Annotated in this window: 15 protein-coding genes and 1 other annotated feature; of the genes, 8 read left to right on the forward strand and 7 right to left on the reverse strand. The window is 38.6% G+C overall.

Features of this window, described 5'->3' with window-relative positions; genetic code table 11:
- Window positions 1-197: 197 nt before the first annotated feature.
- A complete protein-coding gene (locus MKY51_RS07605; RefSeq protein WP_339176293.1) occupies window positions 198-371 on the forward strand; it encodes a tRNA U-34 5-methylaminomethyl-2-thiouridine biosynthesis protein in 174 nt (57 codons plus the stop codon).
- A 231-nt stretch (window positions 372-602) separates the two neighbouring features.
- The gene (locus MKY51_RS07610; RefSeq protein WP_339176294.1) at window positions 603-2549 is read left to right on the forward strand and encodes a PBP1A family penicillin-binding protein; all 1947 of its coding nucleotides are present in this window, start codon (window positions 603-605) and stop codon (window positions 2547-2549) included.
- Window positions 2550-2629: 80 nt separating this feature from the next.
- Here the strand turns inward: MKY51_RS07610 and MKY51_RS07615 are convergent, their stop codons facing one another.
- The 3 genes from MKY51_RS07615 to MKY51_RS07625 are packed head-to-tail and all read right to left on the reverse strand — an operon-like array spanning window position 2630 to window position 4786.
- Window positions 2630-4198: an IS66 family transposase gene (locus tag MKY51_RS07615; RefSeq protein WP_339176084.1), complete on the reverse strand. Its 1569-nt coding sequence runs from the start codon at window positions 4196-4198 to the stop codon at window positions 2630-2632.
- A 50-nt stretch (window positions 4199-4248) separates the two neighbouring features.
- A complete protein-coding gene (tnpB, locus tag MKY51_RS07620; protein WP_339176085.1) occupies window positions 4249-4602 on the reverse strand; it encodes an IS66 family insertion sequence element accessory protein TnpB in 354 nt (117 codons plus the stop codon).
- Window positions 4592-4786, reverse strand: a complete 195-nt coding sequence (locus tag MKY51_RS07625; RefSeq protein WP_339176087.1) for a hypothetical protein — start codon at window positions 4784-4786, stop codon at window positions 4592-4594. The genes tnpB and MKY51_RS07625 overlap by 11 nt, the downstream gene beginning before the upstream one ends.
- A 109-nt stretch (window positions 4787-4895) precedes the next feature.
- On the opposite strand from MKY51_RS07625, the gene MKY51_RS07630 reads away from it, so the two are divergent.
- A complete protein-coding gene (locus MKY51_RS07630; RefSeq protein ID WP_339176295.1) occupies window positions 4896-5123 on the forward strand; it encodes a hypothetical protein in 228 nt (75 codons plus the stop codon).
- Between the two features lie 245 nt (window positions 5124-5368).
- Here MKY51_RS07630 and proC read toward each other — a convergent pair whose 3' ends face one another.
- Window positions 5369-6280, reverse strand: a complete 912-nt coding sequence (gene proC, locus MKY51_RS07635) for a pyrroline-5-carboxylate reductase (protein ID WP_339176296.1) — start codon at window positions 6278-6280, stop codon at window positions 5369-5371.
- Window positions 6262-6473, reverse strand: a binding site (T-box leader). It overlaps the preceding gene by 19 nt.
- Window positions 6474-6843: 370 nt before the next feature.
- Here proC and MKY51_RS07640 point away from each other — a divergent pair.
- Window positions 6844-7842, forward strand: a complete 999-nt coding sequence (locus MKY51_RS07640) for an MBL fold metallo-hydrolase (RefSeq protein ID WP_339176297.1) — start codon at window positions 6844-6846, stop codon at window positions 7840-7842.
- Window positions 7843-8627: 785 nt separating this feature from the next.
- Here MKY51_RS07640 and MKY51_RS07645 read toward each other — a convergent pair.
- Together MKY51_RS07645 and MKY51_RS07650 are read right to left on the reverse strand one after the other, a co-directional pair.
- Window positions 8628-9242: a hypothetical protein gene (locus MKY51_RS07645; protein ID WP_339176298.1), complete on the reverse strand. Its 615-nt coding sequence runs from the start codon at window positions 9240-9242 to the stop codon at window positions 8628-8630.
- Between the two features lie 17 nt (window positions 9243-9259).
- Window positions 9260-10006, reverse strand: a complete 747-nt coding sequence (locus tag MKY51_RS07650; RefSeq protein ID WP_339176299.1) for an FxLYD domain-containing protein — start codon at window positions 10004-10006, stop codon at window positions 9260-9262.
- 278 nt (window positions 10007-10284) lie between these two features.
- Here MKY51_RS07650 and MKY51_RS07655 point away from each other — a divergent pair, with 278 nt between their 5' ends.
- Window positions 10285-11274: an HD domain-containing phosphohydrolase gene (locus MKY51_RS07655; RefSeq protein ID WP_339176300.1), complete on the forward strand. Its 990-nt coding sequence runs from the start codon at window positions 10285-10287 to the stop codon at window positions 11272-11274.
- A 1016-nt stretch (window positions 11275-12290) separates the two neighbouring features.
- Here MKY51_RS07655 and hmpA read toward each other — a convergent pair.
- On the reverse strand, window positions 12291-13451 hold the full coding sequence (gene hmpA, locus MKY51_RS07660) for an NO-inducible flavohemoprotein (protein WP_339176301.1): 1161 nt from the start codon (window positions 13449-13451) through the stop codon (window positions 12291-12293).
- Between the two features lie 243 nt (window positions 13452-13694).
- Here hmpA and MKY51_RS07665 point away from each other — a divergent pair, with 243 nt between their 5' ends.
- The 3 genes from MKY51_RS07665 (at window position 13695) to MKY51_RS07675 (ending at window position 16405) form a co-directional block, all read left to right on the forward strand.
- Window positions 13695-14144, forward strand: a complete 450-nt coding sequence (locus tag MKY51_RS07665) for an Rrf2 family transcriptional regulator (RefSeq protein ID WP_339176302.1) — start codon at window positions 13695-13697, stop codon at window positions 14142-14144.
- Window positions 14145-14196: 52 nt separating this feature from the next.
- Window positions 14197-14943 (forward strand): SDR family NAD(P)-dependent oxidoreductase, encoded by a 747-nt coding sequence (locus tag MKY51_RS07670; protein ID WP_339176304.1) that lies wholly within the window; start codon window positions 14197-14199, stop codon window positions 14941-14943.
- Between the two features lie 247 nt (window positions 14944-15190).
- Entirely contained in the window at window positions 15191-16405 is a 1215-nt protein-coding gene (locus MKY51_RS07675; protein ID WP_008407826.1) for an argininosuccinate synthase, read from the forward strand.
- Window positions 16406-16479: the final 74 nt, after the last annotated feature.

Genomic DNA, 16479 nt, shown 5'->3' on the forward strand with positions numbered 1-16479 from the left:
TACATCAACCACAATTTTTAAACCTCTATAGCCCTAAATAAATATTTTCCAATTTAATTAAATGAAGGTTTTATATTACTATTTTAACATAAATAACCTAATGTGAATTAAAGTGATATAGGAGAGAGATGGAATTTATATTAAAATATAGTGGGTTTCTCTAATGTAAAATGGTGAAAAGATTTAGGAGGTAGAGATTGAAAAAGTTACTTGGTTTAATAATAGGAACAGTTGCAGGTTGGCTAATATGGGGATACTTTACGGATGATTTTTCAGGGGAAAGGCTGTTCATGTTTTTAACGGGAATCATTATGGGGTATATAATCGGTAGAATTGTCCCCAAACGAAAAAAGGTTGATTTAGGAACTTGATGGTTGCTTATTTTTATAAGTATTTAATAAATGGGGCGTGATTCTTAATTAAGAATTAGCGCCCTTTTATTATTGTAAAGCCCCATTAAATAGGAGATATGATATGAATACTTGGGTTTTAGTAGAGGACAAAGTAGCGGTTTATCAAAAACCTATTGACTATGCATATTTCCTAACTAACAATAACCTTTATGCAGAAACTGAATCGTAAGACTAAAGGTGGAACGAAACGTGAAAAGAGTGGAAAGAAGACAGCAGCAAAAATTAACCGGGCGGGTATGGCGTAAGGTTAAAGATAAAAAAATAATCATGAAAGTAATACTAGGACTTTCCATATTTTTATTGTGCTGTTTGCTCGTATTTAATATTTTTATATGGAAAAGTGATGTCAGTAAACTCGAAGAACCTACGCCGCAGCCAACGATTATTTATGATCAAAATGGAGAGGTAGCCAGTAAAGTAACAGGTTCCAAAATAGATGGCGTCAATATAGATCAAATTCCGGAACATCTGATTCATGCTGTAATTGCAACGGAAGACCAGAAGTTTTACAAGCATAGTGGGATTAACATGATAGGAATTGTCCGTGCAATGACTCAAAATACGATGAGTGGAGAAATTGTTGCTGGAGGAAGTACGATTACACAGCAGTTGGCTAAAAACGTCTTTCTAACACAAGAACGTACCTATACGAGGAAGTTTAAAGAGCTCATTTTGACGAAAAAAATTGAACGAACATATGAGAAAGACAAAATTATGGAAAGCTATTTAAATCAGATCTATTTTGGTGAAGGAGCCTGGGGCGTACAGCGTGCTTCCCAAACATATTTCGGCAAAGACGTGAGTGAATTAACATTAGGCGAGTCGGCCATGCTTGCAGGTTTGATTAAAGCGCCTTCGATATTATCACCTATAAAAGATATGGATAAATCAGTTCAACGGAGAGACCTTGTTCTATCATTAATGGAAAAGGAAGGGTACATTACTCCAAATGAAGTGAAAGATGGAAAAGCACAACCTATCGTAGTAGAGGGCAAAAAATTTGATGAGTATAAGGGGAAATATCCTTATTATGTAGATCATATTATTGACGAAGCGATTAAACAATACGGGCTTACAGAAAATGAAGTTCTCTCAGGCGGACTTCATATTTATACAGAACTGAATCCTGCAATCCAAAATACAATTGAACAGGTATATAACGGTAATGAAGTGTTTCCTGAAGGGCAATCTGACCAGTTCATCCAAAGTGGGGCAATCTTTATCAATCCGTCAACTGGTGGAATCAGTGCTCTTGTTGGAGGAAGGGGAGACCATACTTTTAGAGGGTTTAATCGAGCAACTCAATTAAAACGTCAACCAGCATCCGCTATAAAACCATTGGCGGCATATACTCCTGCTCTGGAACAAGGCTATGGAATGTATGATAAATTACCAGATTCACCGATTAATATTGACGGGTATCAGCCAATGAACTATGACAAACGATTCCATGGAGAAGTCACAATGTATGAAGCATTGGTGAATTCATACAATATCCCACCGGTATGGCTATTAAATAAAATGGGATTGAAATCCGGTATAAATGCAGTGGAGCGTTTTGGCATTGAATTGAAAGAAGAGGATCATAATTTAGGTTTAGCACTTGGTGGTTTACATGAAGGGGTTTCTCCTTTACAAATGGCTCAGGCGTATTCAACATTTCCTAATGATGGGGTAATGGTAGAAGCGCATGCCATACAAAAAATTGAAGATGCAGACGGCAAGATCATTGCTAAGTGGGAGCACAATGAGACGAACGTGACAAAGCCCCTAGTTGCTCAAGAAATAACATATATGCTTAAAGGTGTTGTCGAAGAAGGTTCAGCGAAAAATGCCCAAGTAGATGGATGGGAAATAGCCGGCAAAACGGGCACATCAGAGCTTCCATTTGCGAATTCCGGTGGTGCAAAGGATCACTGGTTTGTTGGATATACACCGGAAATAGTGGGCGCAATATGGATGGGCTATGATCAAACAGATGAAAATCATTATTTATCGGGAACTGGCGGAATGACTGCCACAAAGGTTTTCAACGAAATTTTGACTGAATCGATTACTGAGTTTAACCAAAAAGAATTTGCCCTACCGCTACTGGCCAAACAGCTAAAAGAACAGGAAAAGAAAGAGAAAGAGTAAGCCCGAAATATAAAAAAACGCACCTTTACGGCACGCATGACGAATAGCCCTTCTATCCAGATTTTTTTTGGGATAGAGGGCTATTTTGCGCAGGTTGCCTGAATGTTTTTGGACCAAGGCATGTACTGCTTAATGATTTTTGGATTTTGGTAGATATTTTGGTTGGGCAACTCCGTGAACAGCTTGACCAAATATTTATAGAAGTCAATGCCGTTTGCTTTGGCAGTTTCGGCAAGACTCAGACAGATCGCATTGGCTTCGGCTCCTGCTTCACTTGTAGAGAAAAGCCAGTTTTTTCGACCGATGACACTTGGGCGAATCGCATTTTCTGCCGGATTATTATCAATCTCTAGTCTGCCATCATCTAAAAATGCTTTTAAACCTGCAGCACGGTTCAATGTATATTCGGCTGCTTTTGCTAATGCGTTTTTACCGAAAAACGGGGAGGTTTCAATCCAGTTAAAGAATTCTTCCAAAATCGGTTTCGATTCTTTTTGGCGCGCTTTTTCACGTTTGCGTGGTGACAGGTGTTTGAACTTCCGTTCCAATCGATATAAGCGATCACAGAAATCAACCCCTTTTTTGCCATGCTTACTAACGGCTTTTAGCCAATAGCGACGGACATGTGCCCAACAGTTAGCGAACGTTATATTGTCGAGCTTGCCATAAGCGGAATATCCGTCGCAAATAATCGTGCCTTTGAAATCGGTTGTCAGTTGATCCAGCACCGTACGGCTCCGAGATAAGGCATGGTGGAAAAGTACGATGACCGGTCCTTCGACAGGCAGGCTACGACGGACCCAATTATAAGCAGTCGATTGAGGTGACTTTCCATCGGTGCGATGGAGCACCTGTGCCGTCGTTTCATCAAAATGCATGAACGATTTATGGTTCATCACCATTTCCAGATACTGATACACAGGATACAGCCACTCTTTGGTTCCACGGATGACCCAATTGGATAAGTTTTTATCGTTGGTCATGAGTCCGCTTCTCGCCCATTCTTTTACCTGACGATACAGTGGGAGGTATTGGACATATTTATCGTAGATAACTTTTGCTAATACACTAGGTCCTGCAAGGCTACGTAAAAGTATCGGGTTAGGAGCTTTCCCGCGTTTAATTTGCGCTTTTTGAGTGATGTCCTTTTTACAGGACCTACACTCATAAGCGGATTCAAAATGCCGAATCCGCTTCATGGTAGCTGGAATGAACTTTGCTTCTTCACGTACAAGGGTAGTACCGGCTTCTGCCATTGTCCCTCGGCAACAGTCACATTGAATGTTGTCTGGTCGATGATGAATTTCTTCGATTTCTACGTGATCGAGGAAAGAATCATTCCGCTTCTTTTTATGTAATTTACGAACAACCGTATACGTCACGCTGTCCGTGCTTTGTTCTTCTGTATGCTCAGGTTCGCTAAAAAACAGATCATCTTCAAATAAAGAACCTTGTCCATCCGGTGCCTGGTACTTTGATTTTTCGGATTTTGAGCCGAATAAAGCTTTCGTCAGCTGGCGAATTTGTTCAGAGAGAACTTTATTTTGAGCCAACGACTGGTCCAGTTTGATTGAAAGTTCTTCATTTTGTTTCTTCATATAGGCTAATTGTTCTTCGAGTACTTGGACTAGGCGTTCTTGTTGTTCCATCTCATCATTTCACCACGTTTCATTCATTAAATGCTATGGAAATTATAGCACTAAAATAGACTGCGTCTAGCTTTTTTTATAGATTGTGATTGTACGATGGATAAACCTTCTAATAACCAGCGAAGTTCCTGCTGTGTAAGTTGCTGCACTTCATTTTCATTCCGTGGCCATTTCAGACGCCCGTTATCAATTCGCTTATAAAGCAGGGCGAAGCCATCCCCGTCAAAATAGAGACATTTATAACGGTCTTTCTGTCTTCCGCAAAACAAAAAAATAGAGTCACTGTACGGATCTAGGTTATAGGAATCCTGAACGAGTGTGGCGAGCCCATCAATGCCATTTCGCATATCCGTTTTCCCGCAGATAATATAGATATTTTCAACGGTTGTAAAATCATGCTTCAAATAGATGCAGCTCCTTTACTATCGTTCGAACAACCGATTCATCAATCCCTTTGTAAAATTGAATTTCCTTCTCCTGGGCTTTTATGATACAGATTGGCTCAGGGCTAGAGTTAGTGGGCACCTCTTGAAAATCTTCTAGCGGCTCTAACTTAACTGGAATGATATTGAGTTTTGGACGAGACAATGAAAAGCACCTCCTAATAAGTTGATAGGTTCATCATACTAGGAGGCAGATCGGTCTTATATGCGTGGTTTGATTGGGGGCTTACGAGAAAGAGCAGAAGAAGAAAGAAATGAAAGAGATGAAAGTGAAGAATAAAGAGAAAAAGGAGAAGGATAAAGAGAGAAAAGAGAAAGATAAAGAGAGAAAAGAGAAAGATAAAGAGAGAAAAGAGAAAGATAAAGAGAGAAAAGAGAAGGATAAAGAGAGAAAAGAGAAAGATAAAGACAAAGACAAAGAGAGAAAAGAGAAAGATAAAGAGTGGAAAGAAAAAGATAAAGAGAAGAAAGATAAAGAATAATTTAGGATACATTGTGATTTTACTTTAGCGGTTAAGATGTGAACCTTGGGTATCTTTATAATATCGAAGTTTCAAGGTGGGGTAATCATGGTATTTCCCAGGAAAAGTAAATGATTACAAAGAGAAAAAGCTTGATTCTTTTTGAGACACAAGCTTTTTTGGAGGTTGGGCTGCTGAAAATTAAGTTCATCAGGAGCCCTGTAGTATCTAAAGTTATTTCCTACTAATAAGTTCAATGAGTATGTTTATTCCCCGCGCGCTAGTTCTCTTGAGCGGTTTTCCGCACTTCGAACACAGTTCACAATCGCTTCGTTAAAGGACATCGATTCAAGTGCTTTAATTCCGGCTTCTGTCGTGCCACCTGGACTTGTCACTTTTCTGCGCAATATAGAAGGCTCCACGTTTCCGGATTTCAGCATTTCCGCTGAACCGGCTATTGTCTGTACCATCAGTTCCCGCACGACTTCTTTTGATAGCCCAAACTCAGCACCGGCCTGTTCAAATGCTTCAACCAAATAGTATAAGTAGGCAGGTCCGCTTCCAGCAAGTGCTGTAACAGCATGCAGTTTCTCTTCTTCCACTTCAATGACAATGCCGATCGCTTCAAGCATTTGAATATAAAGTGAACGCTGCACGTCTGTAACATGCGGATTGAACGCGATACCGGATGCAGACATGCCGATTTGTGCGGATGTGTTTGGCATGACACGAGCTATTGATCGGTTGCCGAGATACTGTTCAATTGTTTCAATCGTTACACCGGCGAGCACAGAAATAATAGCCGTATCTGCTCCTAAATGTGGTGCGATTATTTCCATCGCAGCGCGGGCATCTTTTGGTTTCATTGCCAAAATGACAAGATCCGCATCCTGCAATTGAGTATGGTCCTCCAACAGTTTAACATCGTAGCTTTCGACCAATTCTTTAAGGCGTTCTTTATTGGACCGATTGGATATAAACAGGGAATGTGGATGGATGACATTCTTTTTGGTCCAACCGTGAATAAGCGCTTCTGCCATCGATCCTGCGCCGATAAAAATAATTTTTTGCATATTATATCCCTCCGATTTTTTAATCCAATTCCATTTTGCATTAAGACTTCGTTTAACAAATAAAAAAGCATCTCCATCCCTACTAATGTAAGGACGAAAATGCATAAATTTCCGCGGTACCACCTTTGTTCACACATAATGTGTGCAGCTTCAGCCTTTTTATCGCAAAGGATACGGTTATGTTGTCATAACGGCTCAAAAGGAGGTTCAATTATTTCAGCGGGTTATGCCGATTTCAGCAAAGACGGCACTCTCTAAAACCTTAAAATAATTTACTTAGCTTTTTCATTGCCTGTAAATTTTGAATTATCCAAAATTATAGTGCTGTATTGAAAAACTGTCAACCTTTGACGTGACGAATGAAGAAAAAAGAGTTAAAATAAATGAATAGTCATTCATTGCGAGCGAATTGATTACGTCTCGGTGTAATTGGCGTCCAGATTTTTTCAGTTGAGGCCAACAGGACGTGGGTGAGTTAGCCGTTGTCGCAGGATGCGGTGTTTTAGGCTGACTTCCTCATAAATTTCTTTTAAAATCTGCGACACCTGCCAGAGGCTTTTCTTTATTCAGCTGGCTTTTGGTCCAGCAGCTGAGTTAAACAAAACAAGCAGCTATCACCTACTTGAAGAGGTGAGTGATTGCTGAATTAAGATAAAGGGGATTAAACTATGGAAGTACATAAAATTGTGATACCTACACCATATGCAGTGGGAGATGTAAATGCTTTTTTAGTAAAGGGAGATGCGCTGACATTATTTGATGCAGGTCCGAAAACCGAAGAAGCGTATGAAGCGATCAAATGGGGACTGCGCGCTGCAGGTTATGATATGAAAGATGTAGAACAAGTCGTCTTAACGCACCATCATCCGGATCATGCCGGTTGGATCGATGCATTTCCAGGGGCGGAAGTATTAGGCCATCAATATGTTGATTACTGGATGAAAAAAGAGCCGGAATTTCTGCAGTATCATGAGCGATTTTTCAAAAAGCTTTTAATCGAGCAAGGGGTGCCTGAAAAATATGTAGACCGGATTTTACATGTTAAAGGCGAAATTGAACTATTCGGTACGATTCCGTTGACGGGTTATTTAAAAGAAGGCGATGAAGTGCCGGGCCATCCTGGTATGAAAGTTTATGAAACACCCGGGCATGCGCAAAGCCATCTGATTTTTGTTGAAGAGAATACCCGCGAATGCATTGGCGGTGATTTACTGCTGGAACGCACATCGTCGAATCCATTAGTCGAGCCACCGCTTGATTTATCGATGGAGCGACCTAAATCATTGCTGCAATATAATGAATCACTTAAACGTCTGAAAAATTTAGATATCTCAAAAGTATATACAGGTCATGGCGCAGAACTGACAAATATCGAACCACTTATCGATGAACGGTTGGAAAAACAAAGACAACGCGCATTAAAAGTTTACGGCATGCTCGATACACCACAAACCAACTTTGAAATGACCACTCAATTATTCGAACGCATCTACCAGCAGCAGCTAGGACTGACACTATCTGAAACATTAGGGCAGTTTGATTATTTGATAGATCAAGGTATGGTCGAGATTGAAGAACGTGACGGGATTCAGTTTTATAAGAAAAGTGATATTACTAGTCATACATCGAGAGAAGAGAATAAATCATTAAATAAAACAGGGTATTAATAATGAAAAACCTGATATTCCTTATTTATTAGAGCACGAAGTTAATGGATGGGAAATATCTTCTTTAGAGATTAACTATTTCATCGAAACAATTTCTCTAATAGTTGAAAGTGTGAAAGCCCAAAATATTATTAAAACGTATGTTATAATTAAAGAACGCCTCCTAAATAAAAATTGGGAGGTTTTTTTTGCATAAACAAGATACCAAAGCCAATGAGATAAACAAAGATAGCATCTAGCTTATTATTGTATACGATGATTTCAATAGTACAAAAAATGCTGTTGAAACAATTAAGTGTTCTTGCAAAATATTTGAATGTTCCCGTCTCCATTTGTGTATGCTCTCTTGCCTTATATATGCCTTTCAAATCCCCAAAAGGGGACAAACGTGGTGAAATAATAATTTTCATTGCTAGATTGTTAAGTGGTACAAAGAAAAAATCCACCTGGTTGCGTTTTAACGCAACAATATATATTTTTTAAATTATTTAAAAGATATAAGATCTTTTTGAGGGACCTTTTGCGGGTTCATGTGGAGGGGCCTTTAGTGGTTCGTTCCAGAAGGGACTGGAACCGGCCTTTGGATGGGAGTTATGTGGCCGTGGAAATAAGAGGGCATACCATAATTTTCTAAAGATCCAGTTGAAATTCTATTTTGAGATAATAAATAGGCTAATCAATATTTTTATTAAAAAAGAGCAGAGGAAATGATTTGGTGATTAAAAAAAGCCCAGTAAGATTTATTTATAAATCGTTTACTGAGCTGCATTTATTATAACGAAACCTTATTCTTCTGACGCTGCATCACTATTTTCAGTATCATCTTCTATATCATCAGGGAATACAATGGTATCCGTTTTTTCTCCCGTTTTTTCATCAATGATATTAACGGTTGTTTTAAGATCCTCGCTGGACTTGCCATCAAATGCACTGTAAATCATGGAAACATAAGCTAATCCAAATAGTCCGAATGAATCGAAACTATTTTCAAATGTCTCCGCATTTACTGTCACATCAAATTCCGTGAAGTCCTTGTTATACGAAATTTCTTTGAACGATTCGTAGTCCTCGCCGTTGACTAGATCATCAACCGCACTAATGACACCTTGTTCCATTTCCTTCATCATTTTCTTGTGTGCAGATTTACTCATTTTGTAATAAACAGTACCATCTTCATTTACTTTAACTTCTTTAACACCTTTTTCTTTGGCGGCTGCTTGAATTTCTTCTGGTGTTTCCCCTTCAAAAAAGTCGGCAGGTAATGTTAATTCCACATCAAGCAAGCCTTTGTCTACTTCAATGCCTTGTTCTTTCTGACTATCCGATTTCTTATCTTCATCGGCATTACAAGCCGTTAAAAATAATAGCGCAGTACTTAAAATAAACAATGTTTTTTTCATCCTGTATACTCCTTTGTTTACCAAGTGAAGCCGAAGCTTTTCACCTCGATTTTATTTACCTTCGAACCGATGTTATCTGGCAATGGTGGGTAGCTAAGTTCAAAACCGGCTTCACCGCCAGCAGCTAGTCCTACATCAACACTGCCAGATAATCCGCCTAAAATTTTTCCGTTTGCATCGTATAAAATAGCCGCCAGACGTATATCTTCTTGCTCAACATCCGTAGAGTTCTTAACAATACCTGTAACACTATATCCGTATTCGCTTGAAATTCCTTTTACTGCACTTACTTCCATTAAGTTTGAACCTTCTTCAGTTGCTTCGAAATTAAAATTAAATGTTGTTTCAGAATAGTTTTCTAAGGAAGTTTCCTCATTGAGTGTTGTACCTTCTACGATAAAAGCGGATTCTCCAGGCTGAACAATTTCAGGAACAGCATAAATCATCGTTGAAGTGCCTAAAATACTACCGTCTTTCCCTTTGTAATTCATTTGCGTCTCACCAATATCCACCGGCACATCGCCCGTGTTTTTATAAATAGCTGCTGTATTAATCCAAATGGAGTCAATAGAATCGCTCCATACAGTAGATCCTGAATCTGCAATTTCTAATTTTTCATTGGCTTTTTCATCAGTATCTGCACTTTCTTCCGTTTTATCAGTTTTACTTTCCTTATCTGCAGATTGAGAAATGGTTTGTTTTGAATTTCCGCATGCAGCCAATATGAAAATTAAACTCAACATTAATATAATAAATTTTTTCATTTCATTTCCTCCTGTTAGATTCCTGTTAATTACTATCATGTCCCGACATTCATTAACTATAGCTACATTTCATTAAGTATGATTCCATATGCTAGCAGTGCCTTATTTTTAGTTAAAAAATCTAAATATTAAGAATTCGATATAACGAGTAGTAAAAGTGACATTTTCGACCAAGAACAGGAGCGCATTATTTTTGCTTTATCAGTATAATATTTCCATATACATATGAAAATGACACCACGATGTTAGATGAGAGAAAATGAAACAGGAGGCTGTTTATGAAAACGATGTTGCAGTTACCTTGCCAGTTAAAAAGTTTTTTGGCATTGGGGGATGCTGTACTGATAACAGACAGTGACCATATTATTTTAGAAGTCAATGATACATATGAAGAGGTGACAGGTTTTAAAAGAAGTAAAATAATTGGGGTGAAAGCGGGTTTTATTAAATCAAATCTTACAAGTACAGATACATATCGTTCAATGAAGGATTCATTAAAGCAACGGATTCCGTGGTCTGGAATTTTGGTGAACCGAAAGAAATCCGGGGAACTTTGGCATTCTTCTATTACGATTACACCTATCAAAGTTGAAGAAGAGTGGTTTTATATAGGCGTTTTCCGCGCATTAGAGCAACTGGAAGAGGGGTTATATTTATCTGAAGACAAAAAAGTGGAAGTACAGAGAGAGCTATTGAAAGTGCTGGCCATCTCATGTGAAATCCGTGATCCGGGGACGGAAGAGCATTTAATACGGGTTCAGGCATTGACGGAAAAACTTTTGAACGCCCACAATGAAAAAAACAATCTTCAACTCGAATCTAATTATATGAACAATGTGATTCATTCCAGTATATTGCACGATATCGGAAAAGCGAGCATGCCAGAAGGAATTTTGTATAAACCTGGCGCATTGTCTATTTATGAAAGAAAAATCATTGAAATGCATCCATTGACAGGGGCGGATATACTAAGCAAAATGTCGAAGGAAATCCATTATGATTTTATCAAGAGTATGGAAGTCGCCGAGAATATCATTTTGTACCACCATGAAAGATGGGATGGGGCAGGCTATCCGTTCCAGTTAAAGGGTGAGCAGATTCCGCTTGAAGCAAGAGTAGTTTCGGTTGTCGATGTTTTTGATGCATTAACGACGCGCAGACCGTATAAAGATTCCTGGCCGGAAGAAAAAGCATTGGCCTTCATTGAAGAAAATAAAGAAAAACATTTTGATCCGTTAATCGCGGAAACATTTATCAGCTTGTTTTAATAGTGAGTCCGGTGTTGTACCGGGCTCGTTTTAGGTTTTGGTTTGTTTTGATTGAGGAAACCGGCTTACTATCTTAGTAAAACTACGCGCGGTTTGCTGATTTTATTAGAACTTTTCTGATTTTATTAGAACATTTTACTCGCTTATTAGAAGTCCTTGGCAACATATTAGAAAATCGCATTAAAACCAGCACTCCATCTCAGTAAAACTACGTACCGGCACATTGGAAAATTAGGTCTGCAGCTTATATTAGAACTTTCCCGGATATATTAGAACATCCGACTCATATATTAGATGTTCCCAACCACTTATTAGAAAATCTCAACCACTTATTTGAACATCGGCCACTTATATTAGAAGATCGGGGTTTTATTAGAACTTTTCAGCGTTTATTAGAACATCTGACTAACTTATTAGAAAACCGTCATACCATTTCCCTAAAACCACACACCAGCTTTGTAGAAAATGCGGTTTGCAAATTTTATTAGAACTTCTCAGGATATATTAGAACATCCGACTCGCATATTAGAAGTTCTCGGCAACTTATTAGAAGATCGCATTAAAACCAGCACTCCATCTTAGTAAAACTACGTATTGGCACATTGGAAAATGAGGTCTGCAGCTTATATTAGAACTTTCCTGGATATATTAGAACATCCGACTCAGATATTAGATGTTCCCAGCCACTTATTAGAAAATCTCGACCACTTATTTGAACATCGGCGACTTATATTAGAAGATCGCAGTTTTATTAGAACTTTTCTGGGTTTATTAGAACATCTGACTAACTTATTAGAAAACCGGCATGTCATCGCATTAGAGCTGAGCGATGATACATTAGAAAACGCGGTTTACTGATTTTATTAGAACTTTTCAGAGTTTATTAGAACATCTCACTAATTTATTAGAAAACCGGCGCTCCATTTCTAAACACGGTTTGCTCCTTATCCCAGCAAAAAAACCAGTCACCGGCATATCTCCCGGCAACTGGTTGTATCTCTATCTCGCTCTATAACTTATGCTGTCTTCTTAATCTGTAACGCCATCGCAGCACCGAAGAATTCGTAATGAATTTTTTCGGCAGGTACGCCTAGCTCAACTAAGTATTGAATGACAGTTTCCATGAATACTGTTGGACCGCATACATACACTTCCGTACCAGGTACTAGGAATTCCTCGATTTGCGCTTTAGTAATATAGCCGTCTAAATCTGAATAAACCGCTTTATATTTTCCGTCTGTCGCAGCAACGTTTTGTTCGATTGTTTCTTTGAAGGCTGCTACATTTTCATTGCGTGCACATTGGATAAATGATGCTTGGCGACCTTCGATTGTTTTTAGCATTCCTTGTAATGGTGTTACACCAACACCACCGCTGATGAATAGAACCGGGCTGTCGTTTTCCACTAGTGTGAACACACCTGCAGGAGCACTTACGTCCACTTTTGTACCGATTTCTGCGTTGTGCAGGAAGTTTGAAACAATTCCGTTTGGTGTGACATCATCTTCACGTTTTACAGAAATGCGGAAATAATCTTCCGAACCGTCAGTTAATGTATATTGGCGGTTCATTAAGTATTGTTGGCCAGGTACTTGTGTACGTAATGTAATGAATTGTCCTGCTTTGAATGCAGGCAATTTCTCGCCGTTAACTGGTTTTAAATAGAATGATTTTACCGCTTCGCTTTCTTCCACAACTTCTGCAATAGTAAATTCTTTGAATGCGCGCCAGCCGCCAGCATTTTCTGCTGCTTTGTATAAATCTTCTTCCACTGAAATGAAGACATCCGCAATCACGCCGTAAGCTTTACCCCAAGCGTCGATAATTTCATCTGTTGCTGCATCTCCTAGAACTTCTTTGATTGCTTCCAATAAATATTTGCCGACGATCGGATAATGCTCCGGTAAAATTCCTAAACTAACGTGTTTATGTGCAATTTGAACAACTGCCGGTACGATGGCTTCCAAGTTATCGATGTGAACTGCTGCTGCATAAACCGTGTTTGCTAAAGCTGTTTGCTGACGATCTTTCTTTTGGTTTGTATGGTTGAAAATGTTTAGTAATTCTGGGTTTTCTCTGAATAAGTTTGAATAGAAAGTTTTAGTAATGGCTAATCCATGTACCTCCAATACAGGTACTGTTGATTTAATAATATTGATTGTTTGTTGTGCTAACATACTTTGCACGTCCCCTCAAATTTGGTTGTTTGTTACTTGCACCATCAATATACTGCTAAAAAAATGCTAAAGCAATATCAAAAATACATCTTTAACAGTTCTGTCACAAAGATATATCAAAAATACATCTTTAACAAAATGGACACAAAACTATATAATGAATTCATCGATAAACATAAGCCGTTCTATTCGAACATTTTTGTTTAAATGTTATACTTAAGTTGTAGAAAGATGGTGAACAGCGTGCGGTTAACAGTATATACAGATTATTCTTTACGTACGCTCATGTATTTAGGTGTACGGGGCAGAGAGAATTTAGTTACGATTCAGGAAATAGCGAATGCGTATCAAATTTCGAAAAACCATTTAATGAAAGTAACCCATGATTTAGGGAAACATGGCTATATCGAAACGATTCGCGGACGCGGTGGCGGTATTCGTCTGGCACTTGAACCTGAGCAAATCAATATTGGTGATGTTGTCCGCAAAACAGAAGATGACTTTCACCTTGTTGAATGTTTCAATCCGGAGGGGAATCTTTGCAAAATATCTCCCGAGTGCAGGCTTAAATTTGCTTTACATGAAGCATTAACTGCTTATTTGGCTGTGCTTGATACCTATACATTGGCGGATGTGCTCGTATCAAAAGACATATTAAGTGAATTATTCGGCATTACCCAAACTAGTAAATAGCCATTTACTAGTTTTTATATTACCTAAAAATAAGATAATAAAGAGGGAAGCTATGAAAAAAACAGTTTTTATTACAGGTGCGACAAGCGGTATTGGGCGCATCGTAACAGAAATGCTAGTAAAAGAAGGATATACCGTTTATGCGACGGGTAGAAATGACAGTGCGATTAACTATTTAAATGGGATAGGGGCGGTTGCCTACAAAGCGGATATAAGAGTTCCATCGCAAATAGATGAAGTCGTTTCGCAACTTCCGCCAATCGATATCGCTATTTTAAACGCCGGATTAGGTTATTTTGAAAATGCCGTAGATTTAGCTGATCAGGAAATTGATCAAATGCTTGATGTCAATGTACGTGCGCCCATCTACTTGGCAAAACGTCTGGCACCGGCAATGATTGACAGAAAGAATGGCCATTTGATTTTTGTCGGTTCACAGGCTGGGAAGGTTGCTACGAAAAAAGCGAGTGTTTATGCAGCGAGTAAACATGCAATTACCGGTTTTGTAAATGGGCTTCGTCTGGAGCTGGCAGAATACAATATACAAGTTACCGGAATTTATCCGGGACCGATCGATACACCGTTTATTCAGAAAGCCGATGCATCGAACGCTTATAAGGATGCAATCGGGAAATTCCTGTTACCGCCTGAAAAAGTCGCGAAAGAAGTTGTCCAAGCAATCGTGAAACGTCCGCGCGAAGTGAACCTGCCACGTATTATGGCAGTAACGAGTAAATTATATGCAGTAGCGCCAGCACTTGTGGAATTTGTCGGCAAAGGTTTCTTTAATAAGAAGTAAGTTTGAGAGCATTCGATTTTTATCCTATAAAAATTGAAATGCTCTCTTTTGAAATGTCTAGCAATAAATAGCATATTTATGCATGAACGAGAGCCTGTGAAAACTTCCGAAATGATTGTTTTTAGATTGTATGAAAAAGTGAAAAAATTTATATAAATGCAGTTGCGTTTATTTTTATAACGTGTTACTATTCGTGTATAAACTATTAATTCAATGTATAAACATACATCATTTGGGGGCAATTAACATGGCGAACAAAAAAGTCGTATTAGCATATTCAGGTGGTCTTGATACATCAGTAGCAATTCCATGGTTAAAAGAACAAGGTTGGGACGTAATCGCAGTATGTCTTGATGTTGGTGAAGGTAAAGACTTAGAATTTATCCGTAACAAAGCACTTCAAGTAGGTGCTGTTGAATCATATATGATTGATGCAAAAGATGAGTTTGCAGAGGACTTCGCATTAATCTCATTACAAGGACATACTTGGTATGAGCAAAAGTATCCATTAGTTTCTGCATTATCTCGTCCATTAATTTCTAAAAAATTAGTAGAAATCGCGAATGAAACAAATGCCGATGCAGTAGCACACGGTTGTACTGGTAAAGGGAATGACCAAGTACGTTTTGAAGTATCAATCAAAGCATTAAATCCGGACCTTGAAGTTTTAGCACCTGTACGTGAGTGGGGCTGGAGCCGTGATGAAGAAATCGAATATGCGGCAAAACATGGTGTTCCGATTCCTGCAACACTTGATTCACCATTCTCAATCGACCAAAACTTATGGGGCCGTGCAAACGAAGCTGGTGTAATGGAAGATCCTTGGGTTGCACCACCTGAAGAAGCATACGGTTTAACAGTTTCATTGGAAGAAGCACCGGATACACCGGAATACGTGGAAATCGAATTTGTTGAAGGGAAACCAGTTTCGATTAACGGTATTCAAATGAAACTAGCAGACTTAATTCAAGAATTAAATAAAATTGCCGGTGAACACGGTATCGGACGTATTGACCACGTTGAAAACCGTTTAGTTGGTATTAAATCTCGTGAAGTATACGAAATTCCGGGTGCAAAAGTATTATTAACAGCGCATAAAGAATTAGAAGATATTACATTAGTAAAAGAATTGGCGCATTTCAAACCAATCATTGAGCAAAAACTATCTGAAATCATCTATAACGGTCTTTGGTTCAACCCGATCCGTACAGCTCTTGAAGCGTTCTTAAAAGAAACACAAAAGTATGTAAACGGAACAGTTCGTGTAAAACTTTACAAAGGCCATGCGATTGTTGAAGGACGTAAATCTCCAAATTCTCTATACTCTGAAGAATTGGCGACATATTCTAAACATGACCAATTTAACCACGCTTCTGCTGTAGGCTTTATCGAATTATGGGGTATGCCAACAGTTGTTGCATCAGAAGTAGCAAAAAGCACAAAACAAACAGTAAATAAATAATTAGATATACGGTTATTGAAGTGAGCGATTCGGAACCCGAGTCGCTTCTTCTATTATTCGGAACATAAGTTGAG

Origin of the sequence: Solibacillus sp. FSL R5-0691 (genome assembly GCF_037974225.1) — a bacterium.
Taxonomy (GTDB): domain Bacteria; phylum Bacillota; class Bacilli; order Bacillales_A; family Planococcaceae; genus Solibacillus.

What these genes read in the sequence shown, in the direction of transcription:
- MKY51_RS07615 (WP_339176084.1), bottom strand. Translation starts at nt 4,198, where the DNA reads ATGGAACAACAAGAACGCCTAGTCCAAGTACTCGAAGAACAATTAGCC.
- MKY51_RS07630 (WP_339176295.1), top strand. Translation starts at nt 4,896, where the DNA reads ATGAAAGAGATGAAAGTGAAGAATAAAGAGAAAAAGGAGAAGGATAAA.
- proC (WP_339176296.1), bottom strand. Translation starts at nt 6,280, where the DNA reads ATGCATTTTCGTCCTTACATTAGTAGGGATGGAGATGCTTTTTTATTT.
- MKY51_RS07640 (WP_339176297.1), top strand. Translation starts at nt 6,844, where the DNA reads ATGGAAGTACATAAAATTGTGATACCTACACCATATGCAGTGGGAGAT.
- MKY51_RS07645 (WP_339176298.1), bottom strand. Translation starts at nt 9,242, where the DNA reads ATGAAAAAAACATTGTTTATTTTAAGTACTGCGCTATTATTTTTAACG.
- MKY51_RS07650 (WP_339176299.1), bottom strand. Translation starts at nt 10,006, where the DNA reads ATGAAAAAATTTATTATATTAATGTTGAGTTTAATTTTCATATTGGCT.
- MKY51_RS07655 (WP_339176300.1), top strand. Translation starts at nt 10,285, where the DNA reads ATGAAAACGATGTTGCAGTTACCTTGCCAGTTAAAAAGTTTTTTGGCA.
- hmpA (WP_339176301.1), bottom strand. Translation starts at nt 13,451, where the DNA reads ATGTTAGCACAACAAACAATCAATATTATTAAATCAACAGTACCTGTA.
- MKY51_RS07670 (WP_339176304.1), top strand. Translation starts at nt 14,197, where the DNA reads ATGAAAAAAACAGTTTTTATTACAGGTGCGACAAGCGGTATTGGGCGC.
- MKY51_RS07675 (WP_008407826.1), top strand. Translation starts at nt 15,191, where the DNA reads ATGGCGAACAAAAAAGTCGTATTAGCATATTCAGGTGGTCTTGATACA.